Raw genomic sequence first — 25044 nt, forward strand, 5'->3', positions numbered from 1 at the left:
ACAGACTGCCCAATCCGTATATGTTTTTGGCTTATTTATTTTCACTACTCCCCCCTATTCAATAATTATTTTATTTAATTATTAATTATATATATGCACTCCTATGAAATTTGTTTTATATTGAATTCTTTTGAGAATTTTTTATTCCTGAGAGCATTTTCGATATCTTCAAGTGATGCACCGGCGGTTTCAGGAACAAAAAAGAAAACGAATATAAAAGACAGCAAATTGATACTGGCGTAGATCCACATCGTTACGCCGAGACCAACCGCATTTACCACGGAAAGAGCAGTCCCAGTTACGACCAGATTACTGCCCCACAATGTCGCCGCATGAAGTGCTGTTGCTGGCCCTCGCATTTCAAGAGGAAACAGCTCTGCCCCCAGAAGCCAGCCACAGATCTGGATACCCCCTGAATTAAACATCATGAAAAGAAGCAGGCATAGGATTGTCATAATCCCACCCAGCCCCCCATGCGTATCCAACGCAAACATGATACCCAACCCAATCAAACTCAGGACTGAGCCAGGAATCATGACAAGCATCAGTCGTCGCCGCCCGATCCGGTCAATCAGCAGACACCCCGCCAATGTCACCAGCGCATATACAAGCGCCACGCCCACACTGGAGAGAAGAGCGGCATTCCGGCCAAATCCCGCATTCAGCAGAAACGTCGGGGAGTAGTAGATCATCATTTCCAGGCCGCCACACTGGGTAAAAAATGCCACACCCAATGCAGCAACAAGAGCAGGCCGCACCCATGGCTGGGTAATGCCACGCCACCCCATGGCGTCAGATTTTACCGTGCGTTCGATATCATCAATCTGGGTCAGTTCATGACGAATCTCACCATGACTGGACCGGACTTTCTGCAATGTCTGGGCCGCTTCGAATAAACCTTGTTTTTCGGCAATCCAGCGCGGACTGTAAGGCATGAACAACATAACCGTGAAAACAATCCCGGCCGGAATGGCGGCAACCATAACCATGCTGCGCCATGTCCACACTTCATGCAGCCCAAAACCGATAATATTCGCGAAAACGATCCCGGCACCAATCGCAACATTGAAGACGGTAACAAGTGTGCCCCGCCGGTCATGTGGGGCCAACTCGGAAATATACATAGGCACGACCTGCGTCGATGCTCCGACCGCCATGCCCAATACGATCCGTGTGATAATCAGCACATCAACCGTCGGGGCAAGACCACAAGCCACAGCCCCCACCGCAAAGAGGGCGGCGACAGCAAGAATCGTATGTTTTCTGCCAAACCGTTCGGATGACCAGCTTGACAGTAAGGCACCGATGACAGCACCAGCCAAAATGGCGGCAGCCACGATCTCCTGCATCTGATGATCAAGATGGAATTCCGATGTCATCGATAAAAGCGCACCGGAAATAATCCCAGTATCATAACCATAAAGGCCACCACAGATGGCCGCTGCAATGGATGCAGCGGCCAGAACGATACCGGCATTCGGGCTTGGTTGTGTTGCCTTTACAGCCAGATCAATGCGTGCATTACGGTCATTTGGACAAGTATCCTGCACGTTAAAACCTCCTGATCGTGCCGTGATTTTTATTTCTTGGTTATCTTCACGGCGACGGATTACGATGCAGTCAGTCAGCTCATCCAGTTGCCACCATCTACGTTAAATGTTTGGGCAACGATGTAATCAGAATCTGATGAGGCAAGGAAAACCGCAACGCCGCGAAAATCATCTGGGCGTCCCATTCGTCCCGCCGGCACGGCCAGACCTACCTGACGCTTCTTTTCACCCAATGGCAGGTTTTCATATTTTGCAAATCCGGCATCGACCTCGTCCCACATGGGCGTATCGACCACCCCTGGTGCAATACCATTAACGTTGATGCCATGGCTGATCAGGGCCAGACCGGCAGACTGGGTCAAGCTGATAACGGCTGCTTTGCTGGCACAATATGTTCCAACCAGCGGTTCCCCCCGACGCCCTGCCTGCGATGCCATATTGATGATTTTTCCTCCCTGGCCCTGTACAATCATCTGTGCCGCAACAGCCTGGATTGAGAAAAGCGTACCTTTGACATTTACGTTGAACTGCTTATCGAAACTTTGTTCCGTAATCTCAAGGATTGGTAAAAGTTCAAAGACAGCGGCGTTATTAATCAGGATATCCACACGGCCGAAAACCCGGATGGTCTCTGCCACCATCGCCTCCACAGAGGCTTTATCGCTGACATTGACCTTCACTGCGTGCGCGGCATCGCCAAGTTCACCAGCGAGGGCATTGGCTTTTTCCAGCGCAAGATCCGCAATCATGACCCGCGCGCCCTCACTCGCAAGGGCACGCACCATAGCGGCACCAATCCCTTGTGCCCCACCAGTAACAATCGCAACTTTTGATTTTAGTTTCATTTTTTTATCCGTGTTGCATATTTATTATTCTGAACTGGATATCTATTTTTCCTGATCCCAATTCAGTGAAACCTGAATGCATTTCCATACAAAAGCATAGCTCTCTAGGAAATCATGCATGCATTTTATGCATTCAGGCAGTTTCCATTATCTGCTCAGACAATGAATTACGATGGTACTCTGGCCTATCCCACCGCAACTGCATATTCCGCCAATACCTGCTGGACTGACGCAATAACAAGTTCCCGGGGCGCAGGGACCAACTGACCACTCATAACTTGGGGATATACACGTGCGAGATATTGACTGATCAACGTCTCCGGGATCGCAACATCTTCCAGCATACCGAAAAGCCGAGAAACAGCAGCCATAGCGTCAGGGTGGGTCCAATAATAACGGATACGGTCGCTATAGCTGAAATGCCTTTGGATACGAAGTGCCTGATCCGATCCATGATAGTAACGTTGCCAGTATTCCGGCTCACGCAGCATCAGTTTTTCCATACATACGCGCAGACCGGTACTATCAGTCTCCAACTGCAATTCTATGGCAATATGATCCAATCCATACAGGGCTTCACGCAGGGCAAACGTCAAACCAGGCCCGACTTTCAGGATGGCAAATCCATCCTGCACCAATGCCGCCAACGCTTTTTCCGGCTGATAGTCGGTTGAATGTGCCTCAAATAGAATCGGGATCGGCATGCTATCAAGACTTGCACTCAGTGCCTGTGCTTTTTCACGATCATATACAATGACGTTCTCATTGCCGAATTCGACGCCAGGCTGCACAACAGCAGCGATAACACGAATAAAGGCATCTGATAGACCGGCCTCCTCAAAAGCCCTACGATGTATATCAAGCGTTGCTATTGCCGCGTCTGGCTTGGTGACTTCCAGACTGTCAATTGCTTCGAGAGCGCCACCCGGAACCGGCACTTCGGTCCCTATCACATATACTGGTGCTTCCGTACCCCTTTCACGAACGGTATCTTCCGCAACTTTTGCCAGCGTTGCCGCTCGGGATGCTGTCAATGAATCTGAAAGGGCAATCGGCTCGCCGCTGCACCCCATACTTGTATCGAGATGGAGTTTGGTAAATCCAGCTTTAGCATACGCCTCAACCATGGCCCGTGCTTCGGTCATTGCCGCATCTGCTGACAAGTTCTTCCAAGGATTAGGACCCAGGTGATCTCCCCCCATTATGATCCGTTCCACCGGAAAACTGACTTGCCGGGCGATTTTCTCTACAAAAATACGGAATTTTTCAGGTGTCATGCCGGTATAACCGCCACGATGATTAACCTGATTGCAGGTCGCCTCGATCAGCACAGCCGTGTTTTCCATCAATCCTTGACGGAAAGCCGCTTCGATCACCAAAGGATGTGCCGAACATACAGATACAATCCCGGAGCACTTTCCTGCACGCCTATTTTGAACCAGTTTCATTAACATTTCTGAACTCATGTATTCATTTCCATCATGCGAGTAGCGAGAAAGGCCTCCAGTTCCAGCATGCTGGCGGTCCCTTCCATTGGGCCGCGCCGGGTAACCGCCATGGCACCACTCGCATTTGCCAGACGCAGACACTCTTCGGGTATCCTGCCAGTCAACCAGCAGGCAACGAACGTCGCCCCAAAACAGTCCCCTGCCCCCGTCGGGTCAATTTCGTTTACCTTCAATCCCGGCACATCAATTCTTGTCTGCCGATCGCAATAGCTCGCCCCCGCTCCGCCACGTTTGATGACGACTGCCGAAATGCCAAGATCCAGCAGTTCAGCCAAAGCGCCCGCTTCATCCTGAGCCTGTGTCAATGCGGTCAGTTCTTCACCACTGGGTAAAAACAGATCAGTCTGGGCAAGGAATCCCATCAAGGCATCACGCATTCCGGGCTTATCAAGCATTTCCTTACGACCATTGGGGTCAAAGGAGACACTGCCCCCGCGTTTTTTCACGTCATCAACCGCAGCCTGGATAACGGACACCATCTGAGGAGAAAACAACGATGAGCCCATGATATGCACATGGTGACACTGCGCGATTACTGAGCGTGTTTTTTCATCCAGCACGACGCGCGCAGCAGCGCTATCATGGATATTGAATACAAAATCCCGATCTCCATCAGGGCGATACCGCACAAACGCACTGCCGGTAGCTGCGTGCGGAATTGATCGAAGGCCGACGATATCAACCCCATCACACGCAAGACGTTCACGCAGCAAAAGGCCAAAATCATCATTGCCAACAGCACCAACCATTGATGCAGGCACTCCCAGCCGGGCAACCTGATCGATGAAGATGGTTGGTGCGCCCGACGGAAAAGGACCAACCAATGCAATTGGTTCGCTAAATCCCCTGCCTAAACTCGTCGCCATGATTTCGACAATCACCTCGCCAATGGCAAGCACTCGCTTTGTCATGCTGCTTTCCCGATAGGAAAGCCATCATGCGTCTGCGTGGATCGACATGGTTGTTTCACGTTTATCTCCTCTCGCTGTCTCCGCAGCGTTGCCCCAACCGGAATCAAGAAATCCGATACCGCATTCTTTAACGATATTACACCGCGCATCAACATAAAAATTTACGCGCGAAAAAATATGGTTTATCGGATTGCAAATATGTTCCCGATAGGCAAAATAGGAAAATAGCTCTATGAAGTTTAACCTGGGGTCGAAGTGGCAAAAAATATCCGCACCATGGATGAGTTATCTGAAGTAATAGGCATTTCTCGCCCAACATTATCAAAGTATTTTAACGATCCAGACAGTGTTAAGCTCACGACACGAAAAAAAATTGAAAATGCCTTACATGAACATGATTACAGGCCCAATCTGTTTGCCACCAATCTAAACCGAAAATTACCCAAAAATATTGGAATTCTGGTACCGACTATTACCGATCCATTCTATGCCCAGATTGTATCGAAAATTGAAAAACGATGCGCGGCAGAGGGATACTGGTCAATTATCCTTTGCTCTTACGGAAACGAAGATACCGAACGCAAAGCGATCGAAACACTTCGTTCACTGCCTTTGGCTGGCGCGATCGTGGCCCCTTTGGGAAGCAAAAAAAATACGTCTCTTTTCACGGCACTTAAAGAGAAGACATCCCTCGTATTTATGGATAGCCATATTGGGACTGATATACCATTTGTTGGAAATGATAATTTTCAGAGCATAGGTCTTTTATATGACTATTTAATAAGAACCGGTGAACCACCATGCTATATTGATATGCCCAAGATAAACCAGAATGCAACAGAACGCCTTGCTGCCTATCGGGTGGCAGCACACAAAGCTGGTGTGCCCCCCATGATTGTTGGCATAGAAAAGAGCTCGTGGGATTTCGAACAAATCGGGTTTGAAATCGCTTGCATGGCATTTGAAAATAATGGTTTCCCCGCCAATACTTTATTATGCGCCAATGATCGCATTGCCTTTGGGGTGCTTTCCGCAGCTTATAAATATAACATATCGGTTGGCATTCGCCCTTCCTGTCAATTAAAAGTAGCAGGACATGACGATCATCCATTAAGCCGCTTTACCAGCCCGGACCTTACAACAATTGCCCAGGACTATGAAGGATTGGTAAATCGAACATTTGATATCCTCATGCTGGCAATTTCAGGAAAAAAAACGCATATTCCCCTTAAAACACCACTAAAGGGAACGATAATAATGCGGTCGTCCGCATAAAACTCCAATAAAATATTTTGCATGATTAATTATTTTTTGATGATATCGCAAATATACCCATCATCATTGATATTATAATATTTAAATTTACATGATTATTCTCTTTTCAAAAAAAAACATTATACATAAACATGTAAAAACACACATATATATCGGGAAATTTTCTTAAAGTAACAGAAACATCCTCAAAAAAAATCTGACTAATCAAGAGGGTTTCCCGCATCCGACAGGTCTCAGCACACGCTGTCAGGAGCAACGATCTCTATCGAGTTTTCAGAAACCCGTACATCGATTGGGAGGTAAAAATTCCATAAACAGGCGAACTTGAACATTTCCCCTCATCCTTCAATCCCCCCACCCAGTCACCACATTTTCCAGCAGGGAATATCAGAAATAGCAACGCCCCTGCCTCATTTGTGCCCAGAACAATATAAAATATGCCCAAAGCTGTCGATCAGATAACCTATGACAGCGATTTGTGACTTGTTTCATTGCGTTACGAGGGCAAAGATGCAGCTATGACCGTCACACCAGATACAGCCCGCCGTGTCCTGCGCTCCTGGATTGCGCTGGAAGTCCTGACCCCGCAAGCCACGCGGGAGGCGGGCTGGAACGACATAGCCGTGGATCGCGAAGGCCGCATCAAAAACCGGAGAACCGAGGCAGCAGACGGCCCGGACCTGTGGCATCCACCACAGCCGGACGATTCCACACCATGGCCTGTCCTGCCAGATCCCTCCCCGGAGTCTCCGGTCGCGTCTGTTGAGAGTGATCGGAAGAAGACCACAGAGTCGCAAACAGAGTCGCAAACAGAGTCGCAAACTGCCAAAAAACCGCGTGTTAAGCGACGTTGGTATAATGTCATTCTCGGAGCTATGCCGACCCGCGCATCATTCGAACGCTTGAATTCCGCCCTTGGCGAAAACGACCCCGATGAAGACGACAAAACTGATCGAGCCACCAAAAAAGGCAACGTGATCGCCGCCAGCGTTGTACTCGACGAATGGGGGATCATGGTGCCAGATACACTGGCCATTGCCAGTTTTGCCTGGGGTGTTGGACATATTCTTGATGGTGGCAGCCCTGCCGGCCTGGCAGAATGGGACGGTCAATCAGAAGCCCTGCAATCGCGTTTTGCCGACCTTCTCACCCCATGCGGCAGTGAAGGCAAACCGCGCTCCCTGACATGGACGGACCTGCATGGCGTTGCTGATGAACTCGCCGGGGCGTTATCTGTGCCAAACGATCTCTGGATCCCTGTGCCATGCGTGATCGAGAGCGAGAAAGTCAACGCGCCGAATGGTGACTTGCTCTCAAGCTTCTACCTTCCCGACCTTGGTCGCGCCCTGCGTGATGCGGATACTCTTCCAGCTGCCCTCGCCGCCTATCTTGGCCTGAACCCGCCTGTCGCCCCTTGGGACGCGCTGACCGATCGCACGCAACTGGCTGCCCTTCTGTCGCCAGAACTTTTTCCCCTTGGCCGCTGGCCCGGCCCCGGGCTCCATCCATTGACCCTTCTGCAACAGGCAGCGGTCAACGTCATCACCCGTGATCTGGCGACGGAAGGTCTTGCCGCCATCAACGGCCCTCCCGGCACGGGAAAAACAACCCTGCTGCGCGACCTGGTTGCACAGGTGATGATTACACGCGCAGAAAAACTGGCCGATATTGAAAATCCGGCTGATGGTGTCGGGGATCTCGACCTGATGGATTTTGCCATCGTGGTCGCCAGCAGTAACAATGCCGCGGTCGAAAATATCAGCCTTGAACTCCCCGTTCGCGAGAAAGCACTCGACAAATCTGTCTGGCGGGATGAAGGCCTCGATCATTTTGGGCGGACTGCGACCCATCTGCTCGGGTTGAAGCAAGACGCCGAACCTGAAAAGCGGGCCTGGGGCCTGATTGCAGCCCGCTTGGGTCGGGCAAAAAACCGGCAGCAATTCTTCGACCGTGTCTGGTGGAACGAGGAATGGGGCCTGAACGACTGGTTGAATCGCGCAGCATGGCCGAATGCGCAACATCTTAAGGAACGTCGGCCAGGCAAATTGGCGGAAGTTGATCCGCCGCCAAGAAATCCGCAGGCCATGGCACAGTGGCGGGAAGCCAGGGACGCATTCCGGCAGGCCCTTGACCATAGCCGAAGGCTGAGGAACGAACTGGTTGCACTGTCCCAGGCGGGAGAGGCCCTGCGTAAGACGGAAACGGAACTCCCACAGGCTGACGAGAGGCAAGAACAGTTCCGGCTGGATCATGAGGCTGCATCGCACGCAGCAATGGTGGCCAAAGGTCAGGTGGATGAAGCCGAACGCATTGAAGGGCTTGAAGCTGGCAAACTCACCGCCCTGACTTCCGTTCAACCCTCCTTTTTCTCAAAAATGTTGCGCACTCAGGCGTGGAAGACGCATGAAAGCGGAATCCGCGAACAGGTTGTACGACTTGAAGAAGCGCAGCGGATAACCCATGATGCCAGGGCGCGCCTTGACATCGCAACAGCCGAAGAGACGCGGTTTTCTGAACAATATGCGGACGCGAAAGCGCGCCTGGAAACATTGCAGGCCAAAGTTGCGCGGCTTGGACAACAACTGGAAAAAGGCCAACAGGAGCTTGGAAACTGTTTCCCCGGTCCTGGGTTCTGGTCGCAGCCAGACGATCTGTTCCAAAAAAGCAGCCCATGGAATGGCGGGCAATTTCGCCATGCACGCGACGAACTGTTTATCGCAGCGGTTCGCCTGCATCATGCCTTTGTGGCCGCTGGCGCCCAACCCCTTAAGCGCGCGCTGAACGCGGTTGTCAATGGCGCGGCAAATGCGAGCCCGCAGGACTGGGGATACTTTTTCCTGCTGGTGCCTGTCGTATCATCGACCTTTGCATCGATCGGCCGGATGTTCCAGACCTTCCGAGAAGCATCAATCGGATGGTTGCTGATTGACGAAGCAGGCCAGGCCGCTCCACAGCAGGCGGTCGGTGCCCTCTGGCGCGCCCGTCGGGCCGTCGTGATTGGCGATCCACTGCAAATCGAACCAGTAGTCACCACACCGCAGCATACAACGGCCCTGATCTTTCAAGGCAATGGCCTGCTCCCCACTCCCTGGGCGGCACCTGCGGTCTCGGCACAGGTTCTGGCTGATCGTGCAAGCATTATCCAGGGGCGTTTTCCGGTCGAGAACCCGGTGCCGGGAGGTCCAACCAGCCGGGATACTGGCATGCCCCTGCTTGTACATCGGCGCTGTGAAAAACCGATGTTCGACCTTGCCAACCGGATTGCATATGCTGAACGTATGGTCCATGCCACAGGCGCAGGCCAATCCGCCATCCGCGAGAAACTTGGCCCAAGTGCATGGATCGATGTGGATGCACCTTCCAGTGGCAAGTGGGTCGAGGCAGAAGGGCAACTTATTACCACTGCAATTGCCGAACTCTGCCGGATGCAGCCCAAGGGACCGGACCTGTATGTCATTTCCCCTTTCCGTGTGCCAGCAACGCGTCTACGTCAATTGCTGGTGCGGACACCAGCCATCCTCCCCGGAATGAATCAAACTGATCGGGAGGACTGGATTGACCGTCATGTCGGCACTGTCCATACCTTCCAGGGTAAAGAAGCTGAGGCTGTTATCCTCATGCTGGGGGCTGGACGCGGCGCACGGCCAGGATCGCGGACATGGGCCGGTGGAACGCCCAATTTGCTCAATGTCGCCGCGACAAGGGCAAAGCGTGTACTCTATATCGTCGGAAATCATGAAGAATGGCGAGGCGCAGGGGTTTTCGCGCATGCCGCCGACTCATTCCCTGATATCTCTCCAGAGGAATGGATGAGGCATAATCCATTAGAAGCCGCATCATAAGCGTATGTCGGTCGAGTTAGCTGAATATCCGCGAGCTGACTGAAGGAGATGCACTCCGCGTATTAATATCATATCTGGCTGCTTACAGGCCGTTTTAAGATAACCAATTGATAGGAAAGTAAAATTTCAGAATTTACCATGATTTTTAAAAATGTAATTTCTTTCAAAGGCATTTGAAAAATATTTATACTTTTAGTGATTTGCTGGTGCCGACTTTTCAGATAACCATCATAGATAGTGAAATATCGTTATATGGACATCCTGTCTGATATCAGCAAACCTGCCCTTGTCATCATAATGCATAATTTACTGTACTAAAAATATTGAATAACATGCTTTATATATTCATAGCGTCAAAAACATCTTGCATCACACAAGTCCAGCGGCAGTAACATATGACGGCAAAATATCACGATTACGGCTTCTTCTTCAATCGACAGAACGCTTGATGCGGGAGTGCGGAGACCGGTGGAACGATCCAGCATATCTGATCGTTTTTTCCATTTCGCGACCGTCTTCGGGTTAATCCCGTAGCGTTTCGCCAGAACTTTCAGGTTCTCTTGACTATGCTACATCGCTCGACGGACCACCGCTGTCGTTATGGCGCTCACGTGGTGAACCTGGTCCATAGTGCTTCCTTCCATTCGCGTGAAAATAATGCACCATCAAAGCCCGGGACCAAACACCTTGATTGGGATAATGCATTAACATGCCATAAATACCCGATCCAGATATTGCGCCCCTTTCATTTTCCACGTTCGGAAAATGGGTCTGGCCCTGCTTTTTTGATCGACAGAGGGATACGGCATGCTATCAAGTCAGAATGAAAGCGAAAAAACTCTCCGGCTCCCGAATACGTAACCACTCCCCGCTCCTGACGGCTCCTCTTGATGAGGCCCACCCCCTGACAGTATCGCGGCCTGAGCTTCTGGTTAACGGGTCGGATCGTATTTTCCGTGAAATGCTGCACAATATTCTGGCATTTTCAGCCAGGATTCAGGAAAATCGCAGTCGCCTCGGGCGGTATATTGGTTTGAGCGGAACGCAATATACTATTCTGATTTCTATTGCACATATGGAAAACGAAGAAGTCGGTATCATACAGATTGCTGAGCATATTCATCTCAGCGGCGCATTTGTCACGATCGAAGTCAATAAACTGGTTGAGGCCGGACTGGTAAAAAAAGAAGTCAACCCACATGATCGTCGGCGCATTCTGCTTCACACTACAGCCAAAGGCCGTCTCAGTCTCAAAAAATTGACTGAAATCCAAGTGCCAGTCAATGACACAATTTTTCGTGATATTACCCATGAACAAATGCAGCAACTCAGACGAATATTGCCGCTCCTGCTGCATGGTTCAAACGCCTCCTTACGATTGATGGATGCTCCTGAGCCTCTGGAAGCTAGCCCAAAATGAATTGCATAAATCCCTAGGGTTGCCTGCATTCAGCATCGCCAGATCATCGCGCATGCGAGGTGAACGAACCCCATAAATCCAGGGAAAGCTTTCTTGCATCGCAGAGAGATTCTGTGGAAGAACTTGATTTTATTGATGAAACATTCGATCTGATGGCGCTTCTTATAGAGGTTTCAACTCATCGGGGACATGGTCGTGCCGCTGGGATTGGCTTTGACCTGTGCGGTTGCCCCGAGATCATCAACTATGCAGGCACGTAGAGGGTCTGCATCGTAAGCGGTATTGGCGATGACATGGCCGACGCCCTGTAAACCGGATATAAGAGCGACGATCTGGGGCAAATCGCATCGACGACAGGCGTGCAGCTCGGATCGTGAGCCTGCCACATGAACGGTCGATAGTGGTAGATTCAGCGCACCAGTCGCACCAGCATAAACTTTCAAAATATTACTGTCGATCAGGGTGTGTTCGAAGTCCGTGGTATCAGCTAAAGTATGGAAAAGCCTTTACCAGCCCCCGGAATGTCACCAACGTTGAAAACGGACGCGGGCTGCAATCCATTTGCCAAATACATCCGGCAGCCCACTAGCGCTCTGTATTGCCGACCGCCCACAAGATGGCCTTCAATCCGGCTCCATTACTTATCTGTCAATGTCCGTATGCTCAAGGCTTACCTTCCATCGACAGCCTTGAAGCAGAATTGCAAATCAAAGAGAATCCATGAATGCAGCCAGCGCCTAGTAGGCATCACGCAGGTTCGCCGCCTTTCCCCCTCCATGCTTGATCCATCCCACAGTGTAGCTTTTCCCATGGTCTCCGCGCTTATCGGGTCAGGGGCCCCATTTTCTAATTCAGGTGTTCGTTTCTTTAGCAATCGAACCAAGCTGGTCGGTTTCAGCGATCTTCTGAAATTCACAAAGGTAATCCTGTTGATGGGTTTCCATCCAACGTACTATCCTATTGTTTGTAAGGAGTTTGGTGATATAACCACGTGCCATGGTTAAATGCAGATTATCAATGCCGTAAGTTTCCTCGACAGATTTTACTTGTGTCTGAAGTGCCGCGAGTTCTCGTTCCATACGAGCAATCTGCTGTCCTGATGGTGTCGCTCTACCCTCTTTTTTTCCTCTTTTGTTCGGTACTAGCTGATTTTCTGACGTCGCGGCCCGTAAGGCTCGGGCGAACATGACTGTGAAGTTGTTCTGGCCAATCATGAGATCAGCGGATTCGATCTGTCGTACAGCCGTCATCTGGCGTAAAATATCGAATACTTTCATTGAGCAGGGGGTATCTTTCAGCATTTCCGCGGCTTCGGGACTGATACCGTCCAGTAGCCGGAAACGCCTCAATACCGCTTCTACCTGAACATTGAGTGCGGTAGCGATATCAGACGATGATACTCCGCGCTCCATGGCGCGTGCGATCATCCGATGTTCCTGGATCGGTGGTATACGATTGACCCGTTTATTGTAGGTATAGGTATCATCATCAGGAGCCAGAAGACATTCGACTTCTGTGAAGCCGAGTTCTTTCATGGCTTCAATTCTTAAATGACCGTCGAGTAGGAACCATCGTTCAGCATTCGTTGTATCTGGCGTAACCGCCGGAGATTCTATCGGGTGTCCGATCGCTTTTATGGAGGTCAAGATCTGTGAATATGTGCGGCTCAATCTAATATCAGGCGGCAATGTCTTGAGTGGAATGATTGAGGCAACAGGAATCGTGAGGAAATCCATGCCGAAAGCCATATGAATACGGCTATGCCCTGGAGCGGTCACTTCATCAGTCATGCTCGTTTCCCGATATTCTAACCGTTAGGCCGCGAGGCATGGTCGCCAGTCCCTCGGCTCTGAGCAGGTTAATAAAGCCATCATTTACCAGAAGATCCTTCAAGGCTTCAACGATGAACAAAAGTCGTGTCTGAGTAAAATCCGACTTCTTGACCAACAGACGCTGCTTTTCGGCCTCCCGTTGATAGACCTGCATTAGATCAGCGGCTGTCATTCTACGACTGCTCGTTTTACGTCCTAACTGCCCTGTTGGCAGGCCTTTACGTTGGCTTTGCAAGCGCATCTCGAGCATTCGCCGAACTGCTGCCAGCTTTTTGCCCCTCAGCTTACCCGTTTCATAGGCATCAAGAAGTAGGTTCTGGGCTTCTTCTGTTTCAGCCCGGGAAATCTCCATTGCCAGAGTAATCGGAATAAGACCGGTTTCGACTGCGGTCAGAAGCCGTTCCTCACCACGTTCAAGGAGAGAAGCGGCCATATTAACCCAGGAGACACCGGCACCGATTTTTTTACCGATTGCCGTATCACTATAACCGCGTGATCGTAATGCGCCGACCTCGCGCATGAGATCAATGGGGCGCGGTGTACGTCGGGCGATATTTTCAATCAGGCTCATGACGAGACACTCGCTCTCGCTCGCCTTGATGACAACTGCTGGGATATCTGGCTGGCCGAGCATCTGAAAGGCTTCCAACCGACCTTCGCCGCAAACGAGGTCATATCTTGGACCATTGGCGGTCTCTCGGCGACTTACGGTGATGGGCCGTTTCAAACCGATAGCCTCGATATTGTTAACAATTTCCCGATGCTGGCGTTTGTTGCGGGCGCGTGGATTTACGACTGTAATCCGGCTAATGGGGATCATTTCAATCCTGCTTGGACGAATGACAGACATCAGGCGACCTCCACAATGGAAATAGGAGTGGCGATATCATATAGGAGTTCAAGATTGTCGAAACGATAGGCATCAAGAGCAAGACTGTTTTCTTCCGACAGGTGGAGCTTTCCGGAAAGTATGTCGATGCGTGGAAATAAATAATAGTCCAGAGGTTTACGATTGGCGCTGTCCATACGAACGACGATCGTAATGTCGGGTATGAGTGAGCTATCGAAATGCATTTTCCAGCGCAGCAGTCCGGTGGATGTTTCTATACAGCGCGCTATTGTCACGGAAAGACTGAATTCATCATTGACGACGATGCGATCATTCTCCGGAGTCTGCCATACATCACTTCCTTTGATCCGCAATTCAGTGATTATCTGTCGAATGATTTTTGGATACAGTCTGCGTAGTTCACGGTTTATTGCGATATAGCGATAGTCACGATCCGGCTTGAACCCGACAAGATGATAGGCACGGAGCAAGCTGCCAAAACGGGCGCTATAGGCGCCGCTGGAAGGCAAGTCATCACATTCATCAATGATTATACCCGATAATAGGCCTTTCTGGTGATAGAGTTCCTTCAAGGAATGCAGCATTTCTTCATCAGTCAGACGGAAAGAGCGCGTATTGATGATATTTCTTGCAGATTCAAATAACTCACGCTCGACGATGGCTTCGAATGCATTTTCCGCTTTGATCCACATCTCCGGTTCATTTCGAACTCGTTTTTTCTTTAGCTTGAAGGAGCGGCGATTCCATACGTTGTCGCCGATATATTTCTCATTGATCAGTAATTGATGTACTGTTCCTCTGGTCCAGAGACGTCCACGATCTGTCAAAATGCCACGTCTATTGAGGTCGTCGGCGATCTCGCTCTCGCTACGTTTCTGATAAACGAAAGACTGATAGATGGTGTGGACCAGATTGATTTCCTCGATCGGACCGGGCGTCAGGATAACGCGGTCAGTCTGGATACTCTTATGTTCGCCCTGCCCAAGAATGCCCTTGATGGTGCCGTTCTCATCAATAAGGGTTCGACGCAAGCCAAACCCAGCAGGCCCACCCTGACGATACCCCTTCTCGATCAACCTTCCCTGACCTGCAAATACTTTGGTAGAAAGTTCACGGCTATATTCACCAGCCATGGCACGCTTAACGCCCTTGACGATGGTTGAGATCGGACTCCCATCATTCTCGAACTGTTCGGCGCAATACTCGATTGCAATACCCGCACGACGACAGATATATTCGTAGTAAGCACTTTCATCCGCGTCCTGAAATCGGCCCCAACGGCTGACATCGTAAACAAGAACTAATGTGAAATCAGTGTTTCCTGCCTGAACGTCTTCAATAAGTTGTCTGAGTGCATTGCGCCCCTCAATTTTAAGACCACTCTTCCCGGCATCGGCATACGTGCGGACGATCTTAATCCCGCGTGCCTTGGCATACTGCCTGATTGCTTCCGACTGATTTTCGGTCGAATATTTCTGAAGATCCGTTGACATCCGGACGTATTCGGCAGCTCGAACAAAGCGTTCCATCGGCCCTGTCTGATCATCATCGTAGAATCTCCAGCTCGTCACGTTTTGCCCTTTCCGAGGCCAATAATGAAGGTCTGGACATCTTCCCTCGCAGTGAGAATGAGTCCGTTCCGTCATTCTGAAGCAGTATTATTTTAGCGTCGGAAGGATCGGAAGATGTTGCCGAAAAAGGGCAGGAAACTACCTCTTTGGAAGGGTATTCTTGGGCATCGTGAAAACTATGCCAAGACGGTTGCCGAACTGTTACGCAAAGAGCATGAAGACAGCCACGGTATAATCAAGAGGCTTATGCGACAGACAGGCGCAAGTGAGAAAAGTGTAAAACACTGGCTTTCAGCGCAGCATGGCCCAGATACGATATATTTCTTGCGTCTTGTTGTTTCGTCGCCGGTTATCCGGGCATTTGTTTCTGGGCTGGTCGCAGGACGCAATGCTGATCTCTCGACATACTCGGCAGAGTGTTCTTCACTTGCTGCAGCCAGAGAAGCTTATCGGCTTGGAGTGGTGGCAAGTGGCAGACAGGCAGTGCCTGTAAGAGGAAATGACCCTGAACATGTCCTTGAACACGACCCTGTAAATGTCCCTGATCATTGGGAACTTAATGAACGGCAACGGTGGTTCCTGCTAAGACTCGAGCAAGGAAGCAGATGTAGAGCTACAGACATTGTATCTGTATGGAATGTAAGCCTGAAGACCGCCCGCAGGGACATTGGAGGTCTTCAGCAAGCTCAACTCGTAGAATATGTCGGCTCACGCAGAAAAGGGAGATATTGCCGCAAAGCCGGGACCTGAATGGACGATTTCTTCCAAGTAGCAAGCCTGGCCAATTACAAGGCTACGATGACGGATGACGTCAACATCATGGCCCTGAGCACAGCTTCGACCATGAAGCCAAGTTCCGCATCGCTAAGAGATTGTTTGAAAACAACGCGTTGATAAAAAACAAGAAAAGTTTTTGGGTGTTGCCTTTTTTCAAAAAAGCGGCGTCTTCTGAAGCTTTTTTGAAAAAGCTTCACCAAAAACCTTTATAATTTCAGTATGTTGTTCAGCCTGACTTTTCAAACAGTCTCTAAGCTGCTGCGGCAGCCCTGCTGGCACAGGATTTTGAGACTATTGTTGCTGGGCAGGACGTCGTTAAGCTGCCAGTCAGCATTACTCATGCCCGCATGGCAGGCGAGATGAACATTGCTCATAAAGAGCAGTTTGACCGTTTTCTGATTGCCCAAGCGCAGGCCAAGGGGGCACCTGTTGATATATGAATTATTACTGCTGGTTGCCTTGACACAATGCAAGCTGTCGGGCGGGCTTACTGTTCCATAAGAAAGAAGATTAACTGATGAAATTCCTTATATTCGTAGCCTGCTTGCCGCTGACACTGGCATATGCCCACGCAGAGACATTGTTCGATGCTTATCCAAGTTGCAACCTTGCACAACAGCGGTCGCTAACCGGTGAAATGGGAGGATCAATCAAAGACCCAGCCCAAGCTCATATTTCAATGCGCGCCAACATTTTGGAAGCTGATATCGGGAATGTGCGCAAAGCACGACGCATTACCCAAGATACTGCAAACCAGTTATGGAAAAACGTTGAGCAAGTTCGCACTGACATGAATGAGCATACGCACAAAACGCGGCATCTGAGTCAAGCGGAACGTAGATCATATGATCGCATACTTGATTCTGTCGCAATGCAAATCTGTCAAGAATAATGGTTTTGTGCCGGTCATCTGCGCGTTTTAAGCTCGTATCAGGAGACCGACAAAACCATGAAGCATACGGAAGATCTCAAACGCGAGGCTGTGAAAATTGCATTAAGCAGCGGGCTGTCGCGCACGCGCATTTCGGCCGACTTTGGTATGGATGGTGGATTACCGTCTGACGTGCCCCCCGAAAATGTAACCATTTTAAAGTAGAGTCCGATCGAGAAGGATACGGACGAATGAAACGCAGTCGTTTTACGGAAGAGCAGATCATAGGGGTGCTGAAGGAACAGGAGGCTGGGCTCAAGGTCTCTGATCTTTGCCGCAAACACGGGATCAGTGATGCGACGTTTTACAAATGGAAGACCCGCTATGGTGGCCTTGAGGTATCTGAGGCCAAACGACTGAAGGCCTTGGAAGATGAAAACGGTCGTCTGAAGCGTCTCCTGGCGGATGCGATGCTGGATAATGCGGCGTTGAAGGAAATTGTTGGAAAAAAGTGGTGACGCCTGTCGCAAAGCGGCAGGCGGTCCTACACCTTCAAAAGGCTCTGGAGGTGAGTGAGCGTCGCGCCTGTGCCCTTGTTGGTCTTGCCAGGCGTGTTGCGCGGTATGTTTCCACCCGGGCAGATGATGCCACCCTGCGCCAGCGCCTGCGGGATCTGGCGAGCCAGAGACGCCGCTTTGGCTATCGCCGCCTGGGTTATCTTCTGGCACGCGAAGGGTTCAGCCCCAATCACAAGAAGCTGTTCCGTCTTTACCAGGAGGAAGGGCTGAAAGTCCGCCATCGGGGCGGCCGCAAGAGGGCACTGGGGACGCGTTCTCCCATGACCATCCCTCAGGAACCCGGGCAGCGCTGGAGCCTGGATTTTGTCTCGGATGCCCTGATCTGTGGCCGCCGGTTCCGCATTCTGGCTGTTATCGACGATTTCAGTCGCAAGAACCTGGCATTGGTTGCCGACACGTCATTATCAGGTGGACGTGTGGCGCGGGAACTGACGGCCCTGGTGGAACGATATGGCAAACCCCTCATGATTGTCAGCGACAACGGTACGGAGTTCACATCCCATGCCATCCTGAAATGGGCGGATGAGATGAAGGTTGAATGGCACTATATCGCCCCCGGGAAACCGCAACAGAACGGCTTTGTCGAAAGTTTCAACGGCCGGTTGAGGGATGAATGCCTCAACGAGACGCTGTTCACGTCTCTCAGCCATGCCCGACAGGTTCTGGCTGACTGGCGGGAAGACTACAATACGGTGCGTCCCCATTCCCAGCTGGATGGCAGGACACCGGATCAGATCGCCAGACAAGGGTCTCGGGGGCATGCCCCCGAGACCCTTGTCATTCCATCAACCCCAAGCCATAAAAAACGGGAACTCTCCTTTTAAGTGGATACAAAAAAGGGGGCACGTCACGTCCGATCGGGCCAATATCCGAGCCTCAGGAAAACCTGGCCCACGAGACTGAACGTCTTCGTCTGGAGAACCCGATTTTTCTGAAGGAGAGGGAAATCATTAAAAAAGCTACCCAAAAGTCATGAGGTTCGCCTTCATCCATGGTCATCAGCATGAGTGGCCACTCTCCAAGGGATAGACTGCTTCAACAACGACCGTATCGTTACGGCGTGTCGGCAACATCACGCCAGACGTCGCAGCAAGCGGCGACGTTCAATGTCGTGGTCCAGTTCCTCGATAGACAGGCCAGATTTTACCCGCCGCACACTGGACTGGGACAGCAGCAGCCGGTTGAACGGGATGTCGCGCGAAGAACTCAGGCTGATCTTGGGAATAGCGGTTGCCATGGCGAAAAACTCCATGACAGACGGACAGGAGACTCTCTCCTGCCCTTTCAACCCGTCACGAAAATCCGCGCAGCCTTCTGACTCCGACTGCTAGGGCCTGTTAGGCCTTGATATAGTCTGCTGTAGCAGCGATGAGAATGACGGAGAGGAAGGATGCGGCGGTTTTCTCATATCGGGTCGCGACAGCCCGCCACTCCTTGAGCCTTGCCCACAGGTTTTCGACCAGATGCCGGTGTCTGTAAGCCCATTTGGGACAAGCGACTTCTGGATCATTCTTCCTTGGCGGGATGACAGGACGAGATCCACGGTTCCAAAGATCTTCACGAAATTTATGTGAGGCATACCCACGATCGCAGACGACATGGATTGGTGGGTATGGCAGAGCGTCAAGCAGGGCGTAGGCACACGGTAATTCATGTGCCTGTCCGGGTGCCAGCGTGAAGGACAGTGCCCTGCCATGACTGTCCGCAGCTACGCAGACCTTGGTGCCAAATCCTCCACGTGAGCGGCCAAGAGCCTCACGATCCTTTCGGCGTTCTCTGTGCCCCCTTTTTTAGCCGCTCCGGCCGCTTTATGATGGGCACGGATTGTCGTGCCATCAAGAAAGACCATGCCGAGGTCTTGATCCCTGTCTTTGGCCTTTTCAAAGAGGCGCTGCCACACACCGAGTTTCGACCAGCGAATGAACAACTGTGCTGCAATCCACCAGGGACCAAACTCTGATGGCAAGGCAAGGCACGCCACTTCGCGCCGTTCTGATGGCGCCAGAAAATCGCGGATATCGTCCGTCGAAGGTTCTTTGGTGGGGTCTTGCCCTTCGGACGGACTTCCTCGATCAAAGGCTCCCAGACAGACCATGCGGTATCGGAAAAGACAGACTGCATCATGCTCATCATAAACAGCTATGCAATCCGTTCCGTCATTCAAGGCCTAACAGGCCCTAAAGCATGGAACTATGTGCAGGACACAATGAACGCGACATCTTCATTAATTATTGTTTTTATTTTCAATAAAAATATTAATATTTACAAATAAATTGTTTATAATTTAATAATATCTAAATCACATTCGATATGACACTTTAATATCTTCATCAAATTACACGCCACCTGAATATCATCAATATTCATTTCTTCCGCCAAGGCATTTACACGTGGCGTGTACACCTCGATTACGGCGTCATAAATCTCACGTCCCTTTTCCGTAAGAACGACAAAATGTGCCCGTCTGTGGTGAGGATTGGGAGCAAAAACAACCAACCCTTCATGATGCAGATCATTAACAATTCTTTGCACATTCTGGCGGTTGGCTCCGAGATCGCGCGCAAGCCATGCGACCGGCTGGGGCCGCTCTGCATGGACGATAGCCCCCAGAATCTGCCATCGGGCGCTGGTCAGACCGAAAGAGGAAACCAGACGGTCTCCCCAGAGCAGAAGCAGGTTATTCGTCCTGAAAACCGTCAGAATCAGATCCGTCAAAGCCTGACCTTTCGGATCAGCGGGAACTTCCGGCATTTGTCATCATCCATTTTTATTGACATCATGATGTCATGTAGACATATAATTTTAGACGTAGCGAACTGTCGCTATGCAATCAACATGGATGGTGTCAAAAATGTCTCATCGAAAGCCGCTGGACGATAATTTCCCGATTGAGCGCCAGCTTGAGATCGAGGCGGCTCCGGTTGTCCTGATCAATCTGTTCACCCTTGATGCGGCGGATGAAGAGCGGTTTCTTGAAGTCTGGAAAGACGATGCCGGTTTCATGAAACGCCAGCCCGGATTTATTTCGACCCAGTTGCACCGTGCCCTGGGTGATAGCCCGACATACCTGAACTATGCCGTCTGGGAATCAAATGAGGCATTTCGCGCTGCCTTCACGCATCCTGAGTTCCGCTCGAAGCTGAAGGCCTATCCGTCATCGGCCATTGCAAGACCGCATCTGTTCCAGAAGGTGGGCGTCGCGGGTATCTGCACAGCCTGATCCTCTGGTCCGTGGCAATCTGATGCAGGGAAGCGTGTCATGAGTCTTTTATGCCGCATGCTGGCCATTATCGGCCCCGCCATGTTTGCAGGCGTCATGCTTGCAATCGGGGCCATTCTCGGAAATTACTGGAAAAGCCTCCCTCCCGAGTAATTCCTGGCATGGTTTGCTCACAATGGGGGATACATTCAGAAAGCCATTCCGCCTGTCGTCCTTCCAGCTCTTATCGGGCTGATGAGCATGATCTGGATTGACCGCGCCGATCCCGTCAACCGGCTTCTCTGGACAGGTGCCGCCCTCTGCATCGTCGCTGTTATCTTCCTGACAATCGGCTGGTTCGTGCCTGCCAATACAGGTTTCTCCTCCAGGAGCCTCCCTCTGGATCAGGTATCAGGAAAACTCGATACCTGGCTTCGTCTTCACAATATCCGCATCGCACTAGCTGTTGCCACATCGGCGCTCGGCGTGTGGGCGTGTAACCGGTAGAGACTCTCATCATGCCGAGACTGATTCATCCCCTTGCCGGAGTGGTGGCGCTTCTGACCATCGCAACCTTCTGGCTTTCTACGGTCATCTCCGAGCTTTTTCTGGCCCGGGATGTTGTGATTGCCGTCAAGACGACAATACCATGGGGATTTCTTCTGCTTGTCCCGGCACTCGCTGCAACAGGAGGTTCGGGCGTCTTTCTGTCACAGGGGCAGCGCACCGGGCTGGTGGGTAAAAAACTCAGGCGCATGCCCTTCATTGCCGCGAACGGTATCCTGATCCTTATTCCGTCGGCCCTGTTCCTCGCCGCGAGAGCTCGATTGGGTTTGTTTGATGCATCATTCTATGGTGTGCAGGCTCTGGAACTTCTTGCAGGTGCGACGAATATCACGCTGCTTGGTCTGAATTTCCGTGATGGCCTGAAACTGACTCAATGGCGTCGTAAAAGCCGTCCGAAACCGGCATAACGCTACCGGACCATTCTTGAGAAGAAAGAGGACGTTGCCGATAGCACCGCCGCATTCTTCCTGAAAAAACCTGAAGGATTTACTTTTACTTCAGGTCAGCATGAGGTAATCCCCCCTTCCCTCTACATTCCGCCCCCCACATGTCGCACTCGACACCCGAGACGTGCCAGCCCCGCTGCTTTTCCCGCGACGAGGGCCAGCGCACGAACTGAGACTGAAGCCTGTCATCAATCATGGCCATGGGTGCAGCCGCCAGAACAAAGCGCCGACGATAGGTTCTGGTAACATACTCTCCCGCAACAGCAGGGCTGTGGGCCATCCCCGTCTCGCGTTTCAGTTTGAGGACCAGATCATCGGACCAAATTCTCATGGCCGCGTAATTTGTAAAATCCGGTCCCTGTCAATCATGGGGATGATTACATCGCGTATCTGATGATCGACAGCACGATCGTTCAGTCACAGCCTCGCGGCTGGCGCAAAAGGGAAGCTCATAAGGAAGGCTTTGGTCGAAGCCGCATCTTCTGTCTTCTGGTGTTTTTCTGTAATGCCCATGACGCGTATTTTACGCGGTTTGCTTAGAGAGTGTTTGAAAGCAAATATTTTTTCAAAGAGGCGGCGTCTTCTGAAGCTTTTTAGAAAAAGCTTCACCAAAACCCTTTATGATTTTGGTTTGTTATTGGGTCTGAGTTTTCAAACAGCTTTTTAATATTCCCCATCACAACAAAAAAACCCTTTCCATAAAATATGGAAAGGGTTTTTTCATTCAGGGCTGACTGGAAGATCTGGCGGCGACCGACTTTCCCGTGCCTTAAGGCACAGTATCATAGGCGCTGGGTTTTTTCACGTCCGAGTTCGGGATGGGATCGGGTGGAGCACGTCCCGCCATGGCCACCAGATCATCCAGTCAGTCCTGAGGGACTGTGTGGGAGGTTGGTGCTGAGAGGATAGAGTGGGTGGATGACTGCTGTGCATGTATGTTTTCCACGTTGAGTGGCTGTGTGAATGAGCCTATTGGGCGATTAGGACCAGTCAGCTGCACGCATTACTGCGCTTCCACACCTGGCCTATTGACGTGATGGTCTATCACGGCCCTTGGGGAGACCTTGTTTTGAGGTGGGTTTCCCGCTTAGATGCTTTCAGCGGTTATCCCTTCCATACTTAGCTACCCGGCTGTGCCGCTGGCGCGACAACCGGTGCACCAGAGGTATGTTCATCCCGGTCCTCTCGTACTAGGGACAAATCCTCTCAAGTCTCCAACACCCACGGCAGATAGGGACCGAACTGTCTCACGACGTTCTAAACCCAGCTCACGTACCACTTTAATCGGCGAACAGCCGAACCCTTGGGACCTGCTCCAGCCCCAGGATGTGATGAGCCGACATCGAGGTGCCAAACCTCCCCGTCGATGTGGACTCTTGGGGGAGATCAGCCTGTTATCCCTAGAGTACCTTTTATCCGTTGAGCGATGGCCCTTCCACGCGGGACCACCGGATCACTATGGCCGACTTTCGTCTCTGATCGAGCTGTCACTCTCACAGTCAGGCGGGCTTATGCCATTGCACTCAACAGTCGATGTCCGACCGACCTGAGCCCACCATCGCGCGCCTCCGTTACACTTTGGGAGGCGACCGCCCCAGTCAAACTGCCCACCATGCAGGGTCCCGGACCAGGCTTACTGGTCTCGGTTAGACATCAGAAACAGTCAGGGTGGTATTTCAAGGATGGCTCCACCGGAACTGGCGCCCCGGTTTCAAAGCCTCCCACCTATCCTACACAGAATGTCTCTGATGCCACTGCAAAGCTGCAGTAAAGGTTCATAGGGTCTTTCCGTCTGACCGCGGGTACCCCGCATCTTCACGGGGAATTCAATTTCGCTGAGCCGATGCTGGAGACAGCGGGGAAGTCGTTACGCCATTCGTGCAGGTCGGAACTTACCCGACAAGGAATTTCGCTACCTTAGGACCGTTATAGTTACGGCCGCCGTTTACCGGGGCTTCAATTCGGTGCTTGCACACCTCCTCTTAACCTTCCGGCACCGGGCAGGCGTCAGGCCGTATACGTCGTCTCTCGACTTCGCACAGCCCTGTGTTTTTACTAAACAGTCGCTACCCCCTGGTTTGTGCCACCCGCCTGTGGTTGCCCACGGACGGGTCTTGCTTATCCCGAAGTTACGCAAGTAATTTGCCTAGTTCCTTCAGCATCGTTCTCTCAAGCGCCTTGGTATTCTCTACCAGTCCACCTGTGTCGGTTTCGGGTACGGTCTATATGCCAGAGCTATTTCCTGGAATGCTCCAAAAGCCGGGTCAATCCGATAAGACCCGACAACATATTGCATTCGTCACTTCTGGCAGGCCCGGGAATATTCACCCGGTTTCCATCGACTACGGCTTTCGCCCTCGCCTTAGGGGCCGGCTCACCCTGCGCGGATTAACCTTGCGCAGGAACCCTTGGACTTTCGGCGACAGTGTTTCTCGCACTGTTTATCGCTACTCATGTCAGCATTCGCACTTCCGATATCTCCAGGGAGGGTCACCCCGTCCCCTTCACAGACTTACGGAACGCTCCGCTACCGCGCATACAAAGTATGCACCCACAGCTTCGGCACGTGGCTTGAGCCCCGTTACATTTTCGGCGCAGGGTTTCTATTAGACCAGTGAGCTATTACGCTTTCTTTAAAGGATGGCTGCTTCTAAGCCAACCTCCTGGTTGTTTTGGAATCCCCACATCCTTTCCCACTTAGCCACGATTTAGGGGCCTTAGCTGGTGGTCTGGGCTGTTTCCCTCTCGACAATGGACCTTAGCACCCACTGTCTGTCTGCCTGGCTCATACTTCCGGGTATTCGGAGTTTGGTTAGGTTTGGTAAGGCTTTGGGCCCCCCTAGCCCATCCAGTGCTCTACCCCCCGGGGTAATACCAGACGATCTACCTCAATAGATTTCGCGGAGAACCAGCTATTTCCGAGTTTGATTGGCCTTTCACCCCTAGCCACAGCTCATCCCCGACTTTTTCAACAGGCGTGGGTTCGGCCCTCCAGTGCGTGT

Annotated in this window: 20 protein-coding genes, 2 rRNA genes and 2 pseudogenes (1 of these 24 running past the window's edge); 11 read left to right on the forward strand and 13 right to left on the reverse strand. The window is 51.3% G+C overall.

Annotated elements, in window-relative coordinates:
• Positions 1-101 precede the first annotated feature (101 nt).
• From FYB92_RS10355 to FYB92_RS10370, 4 genes are all read right to left on the reverse strand, one after another.
• On the reverse strand, positions 102-1550 hold the full coding sequence (locus tag FYB92_RS10355; protein ID WP_332828603.1) for a sugar porter family MFS transporter: 1449 nt from the start codon (positions 1548-1550) through the stop codon (positions 102-104).
• Positions 1551-1624: 74 nt separating this feature from the next.
• Complete coding sequence (locus tag FYB92_RS10360; protein ID WP_062810116.1) at positions 1625-2395, reverse strand: L-iditol 2-dehydrogenase; 771 nt, start codon at positions 2393-2395, stop codon at positions 1625-1627.
• 185 nt (positions 2396-2580) lie between these two features.
• On the reverse strand, positions 2581-3861 hold the full coding sequence (locus FYB92_RS10365) for a D-tagatose-bisphosphate aldolase, class II, non-catalytic subunit (protein WP_332828604.1): 1281 nt from the start codon (positions 3859-3861) through the stop codon (positions 2581-2583).
• Positions 3858-4814, reverse strand: a complete 957-nt coding sequence (locus FYB92_RS10370; protein WP_062810118.1) for a sugar kinase — start codon at positions 4812-4814, stop codon at positions 3858-3860. The genes FYB92_RS10365 and FYB92_RS10370 overlap by 4 nt, the downstream gene beginning before the upstream one ends.
• Before the next feature lie 255 nt (positions 4815-5069).
• Here FYB92_RS10370 and FYB92_RS10375 point away from each other — a divergent pair, with 255 nt between their 5' ends.
• Positions 5070-6089 carry a LacI family DNA-binding transcriptional regulator gene (locus FYB92_RS10375; RefSeq protein WP_081380443.1) on the forward strand — a complete coding sequence of 340 codons (1020 nt, stop codon included), beginning with the start codon at positions 5070-5072 and terminating at the stop codon, positions 6087-6089.
• 491 nt (positions 6090-6580) lie between these two features.
• Complete coding sequence (locus FYB92_RS10380) at positions 6581-9931, forward strand: AAA domain-containing protein (protein WP_332828605.1); 3351 nt, start codon at positions 6581-6583, stop codon at positions 9929-9931.
• Positions 9932-10302: 371 nt separating this feature from the next.
• On the opposite strand, the pseudogene FYB92_RS10385 reads toward FYB92_RS10380, so the two are convergent.
• Positions 10303-10560 (reverse strand): annotated as a pseudogene (locus FYB92_RS10385) (hypothetical protein); the annotation flags it as partial.
• 194 nt (positions 10561-10754) lie between these two features.
• On the opposite strand from FYB92_RS10385, the gene FYB92_RS10390 reads away from it, so the two are divergent.
• On the forward strand, positions 10755-11351 hold the full coding sequence (locus tag FYB92_RS10390) for a MarR family winged helix-turn-helix transcriptional regulator (RefSeq protein WP_075596475.1): 597 nt from the start codon (positions 10755-10757) through the stop codon (positions 11349-11351).
• 59 nt (positions 11352-11410) lie between these two features.
• A complete protein-coding gene (locus FYB92_RS15490) occupies positions 11411-11611 on the forward strand; it encodes a hypothetical protein (RefSeq protein WP_139313131.1) in 201 nt (66 codons plus the stop codon).
• A gap of 591 nt (positions 11612-12202) precedes the next feature.
• Here FYB92_RS15490 and FYB92_RS10400 read toward each other — a convergent pair.
• Genes FYB92_RS10400 through FYB92_RS10410 form a run of 3 tightly spaced genes read right to left on the reverse strand, consistent with a single transcriptional unit; the run spans position 12203 to position 15562 of the window.
• Positions 12203-13141 (reverse strand): plasmid partitioning protein RepB C-terminal domain-containing protein, encoded by a 939-nt coding sequence (locus FYB92_RS10400; RefSeq protein WP_332828606.1) that lies wholly within the window; start codon positions 13139-13141, stop codon positions 12203-12205.
• On the reverse strand, positions 13134-14033 hold the full coding sequence (locus FYB92_RS10405) for a plasmid partitioning protein RepB C-terminal domain-containing protein (protein ID WP_062810122.1): 900 nt from the start codon (positions 14031-14033) through the stop codon (positions 13134-13136). Before FYB92_RS10405 ends, FYB92_RS10400 begins: the two co-directional genes overlap by 8 nt.
• Positions 14033-15562 (reverse strand): recombinase family protein, encoded by a 1530-nt coding sequence (locus FYB92_RS10410; RefSeq protein WP_075632029.1) that lies wholly within the window; start codon positions 15560-15562, stop codon positions 14033-14035. Before FYB92_RS10410 ends, FYB92_RS10405 begins: the two co-directional genes overlap by 1 nt.
• 156 nt (positions 15563-15718) lie before the next feature.
• Between FYB92_RS10410 and FYB92_RS10415 the strand changes: the two genes are divergently transcribed.
• The 4 genes from FYB92_RS10415 (at position 15719) to FYB92_RS10430 (ending at position 18654) form a co-directional block, all read left to right on the forward strand.
• Positions 15719-16354 carry a hypothetical protein gene (locus tag FYB92_RS10415; RefSeq protein ID WP_075632028.1) on the forward strand — a complete coding sequence of 212 codons (636 nt, stop codon included), beginning with the start codon at positions 15719-15721 and terminating at the stop codon, positions 16352-16354.
• A gap of 544 nt (positions 16355-16898) precedes the next feature.
• Positions 16899-17273, forward strand: coding sequence for a hypothetical protein (locus FYB92_RS10420; RefSeq protein WP_075596479.1), 375 nt, complete (start codon positions 16899-16901; stop codon positions 17271-17273).
• Positions 17274-17330: 57 nt separating this feature from the next.
• The gene (locus FYB92_RS10425; protein ID WP_332828607.1) at positions 17331-17477 is read left to right on the forward strand and encodes a transposase; all 147 of its coding nucleotides are present in this window, start codon (positions 17331-17333) and stop codon (positions 17475-17477) included.
• 26 nt (positions 17478-17503) lie between these two features.
• Positions 17504-18654 (forward strand): IS3 family transposase gene (locus FYB92_RS10430; RefSeq protein ID WP_237915129.1). Its coding sequence is split into 2 segments (ribosomal slippage): positions 17504-17762 and positions 17762-18654, totalling 1152 coding nucleotides; the frame shifts between segments, so codons are not numbered across the junction.
• 248 nt (positions 18655-18902) lie between these two features.
• Here the strand turns inward: FYB92_RS10430 and FYB92_RS10435 are convergent.
• The 3 genes and pseudogenes from FYB92_RS10435 to FYB92_RS10445 form a co-directional block, all read right to left on the reverse strand.
• Entirely contained in the window at positions 18903-19067 is a 165-nt protein-coding gene (locus tag FYB92_RS10435; RefSeq protein WP_178388372.1) for a hypothetical protein, read from the reverse strand.
• 100 nt (positions 19068-19167) lie between these two features.
• Positions 19168-19951 (reverse strand): annotated as a pseudogene (locus FYB92_RS10440) (IS5 family transposase).
• 156 nt (positions 19952-20107) lie between these two features.
• Positions 20108-20581 (reverse strand): MarR family winged helix-turn-helix transcriptional regulator, encoded by a 474-nt coding sequence (locus tag FYB92_RS10445; protein WP_332828608.1) that lies wholly within the window; start codon positions 20579-20581, stop codon positions 20108-20110.
• Positions 20582-20669: 88 nt separating this feature from the next.
• Between FYB92_RS10445 and FYB92_RS10450 the strand changes: the two genes are divergently transcribed.
• The 3 genes from FYB92_RS10450 to FYB92_RS10460 all read left to right on the forward strand — a co-directional run bounded on the left by FYB92_RS10450 (position 20670) and on the right by FYB92_RS10460 (position 22003).
• Complete coding sequence (locus tag FYB92_RS10450; protein WP_225578614.1) at positions 20670-21050, forward strand: antibiotic biosynthesis monooxygenase; 381 nt, start codon at positions 20670-20672, stop codon at positions 21048-21050.
• A gap of 198 nt (positions 21051-21248) precedes the next feature.
• Entirely contained in the window at positions 21249-21536 is a 288-nt protein-coding gene (locus FYB92_RS10455; protein ID WP_239015748.1) for a DUF1772 domain-containing protein, read from the forward strand.
• Between the two features lie 11 nt (positions 21537-21547).
• Positions 21548-22003, forward strand: a complete 456-nt coding sequence (locus FYB92_RS10460; RefSeq protein ID WP_075631986.1) for a hypothetical protein — start codon at positions 21548-21550, stop codon at positions 22001-22003.
• Positions 22004-22783: 780 nt separating this feature from the next.
• On the opposite strand, the gene rrf is transcribed toward FYB92_RS10460, so the two are convergent.
• Positions 22784-22899, reverse strand: a 5S ribosomal RNA gene (gene rrf / locus FYB92_RS10465).
• Positions 22900-23001: 102 nt separating this feature from the next.
• A 23S ribosomal RNA gene (locus tag FYB92_RS10470) occupies positions 23002-25044 on the reverse strand (it continues 698 nt past the right edge of the window).

The sequence above is a fragment of the Novacetimonas sp. GS1 genome (assembly GCF_036686925.1).
GTDB classification, from domain to species: domain Bacteria; phylum Pseudomonadota; class Alphaproteobacteria; order Acetobacterales; family Acetobacteraceae; genus Novacetimonas; species Novacetimonas hansenii.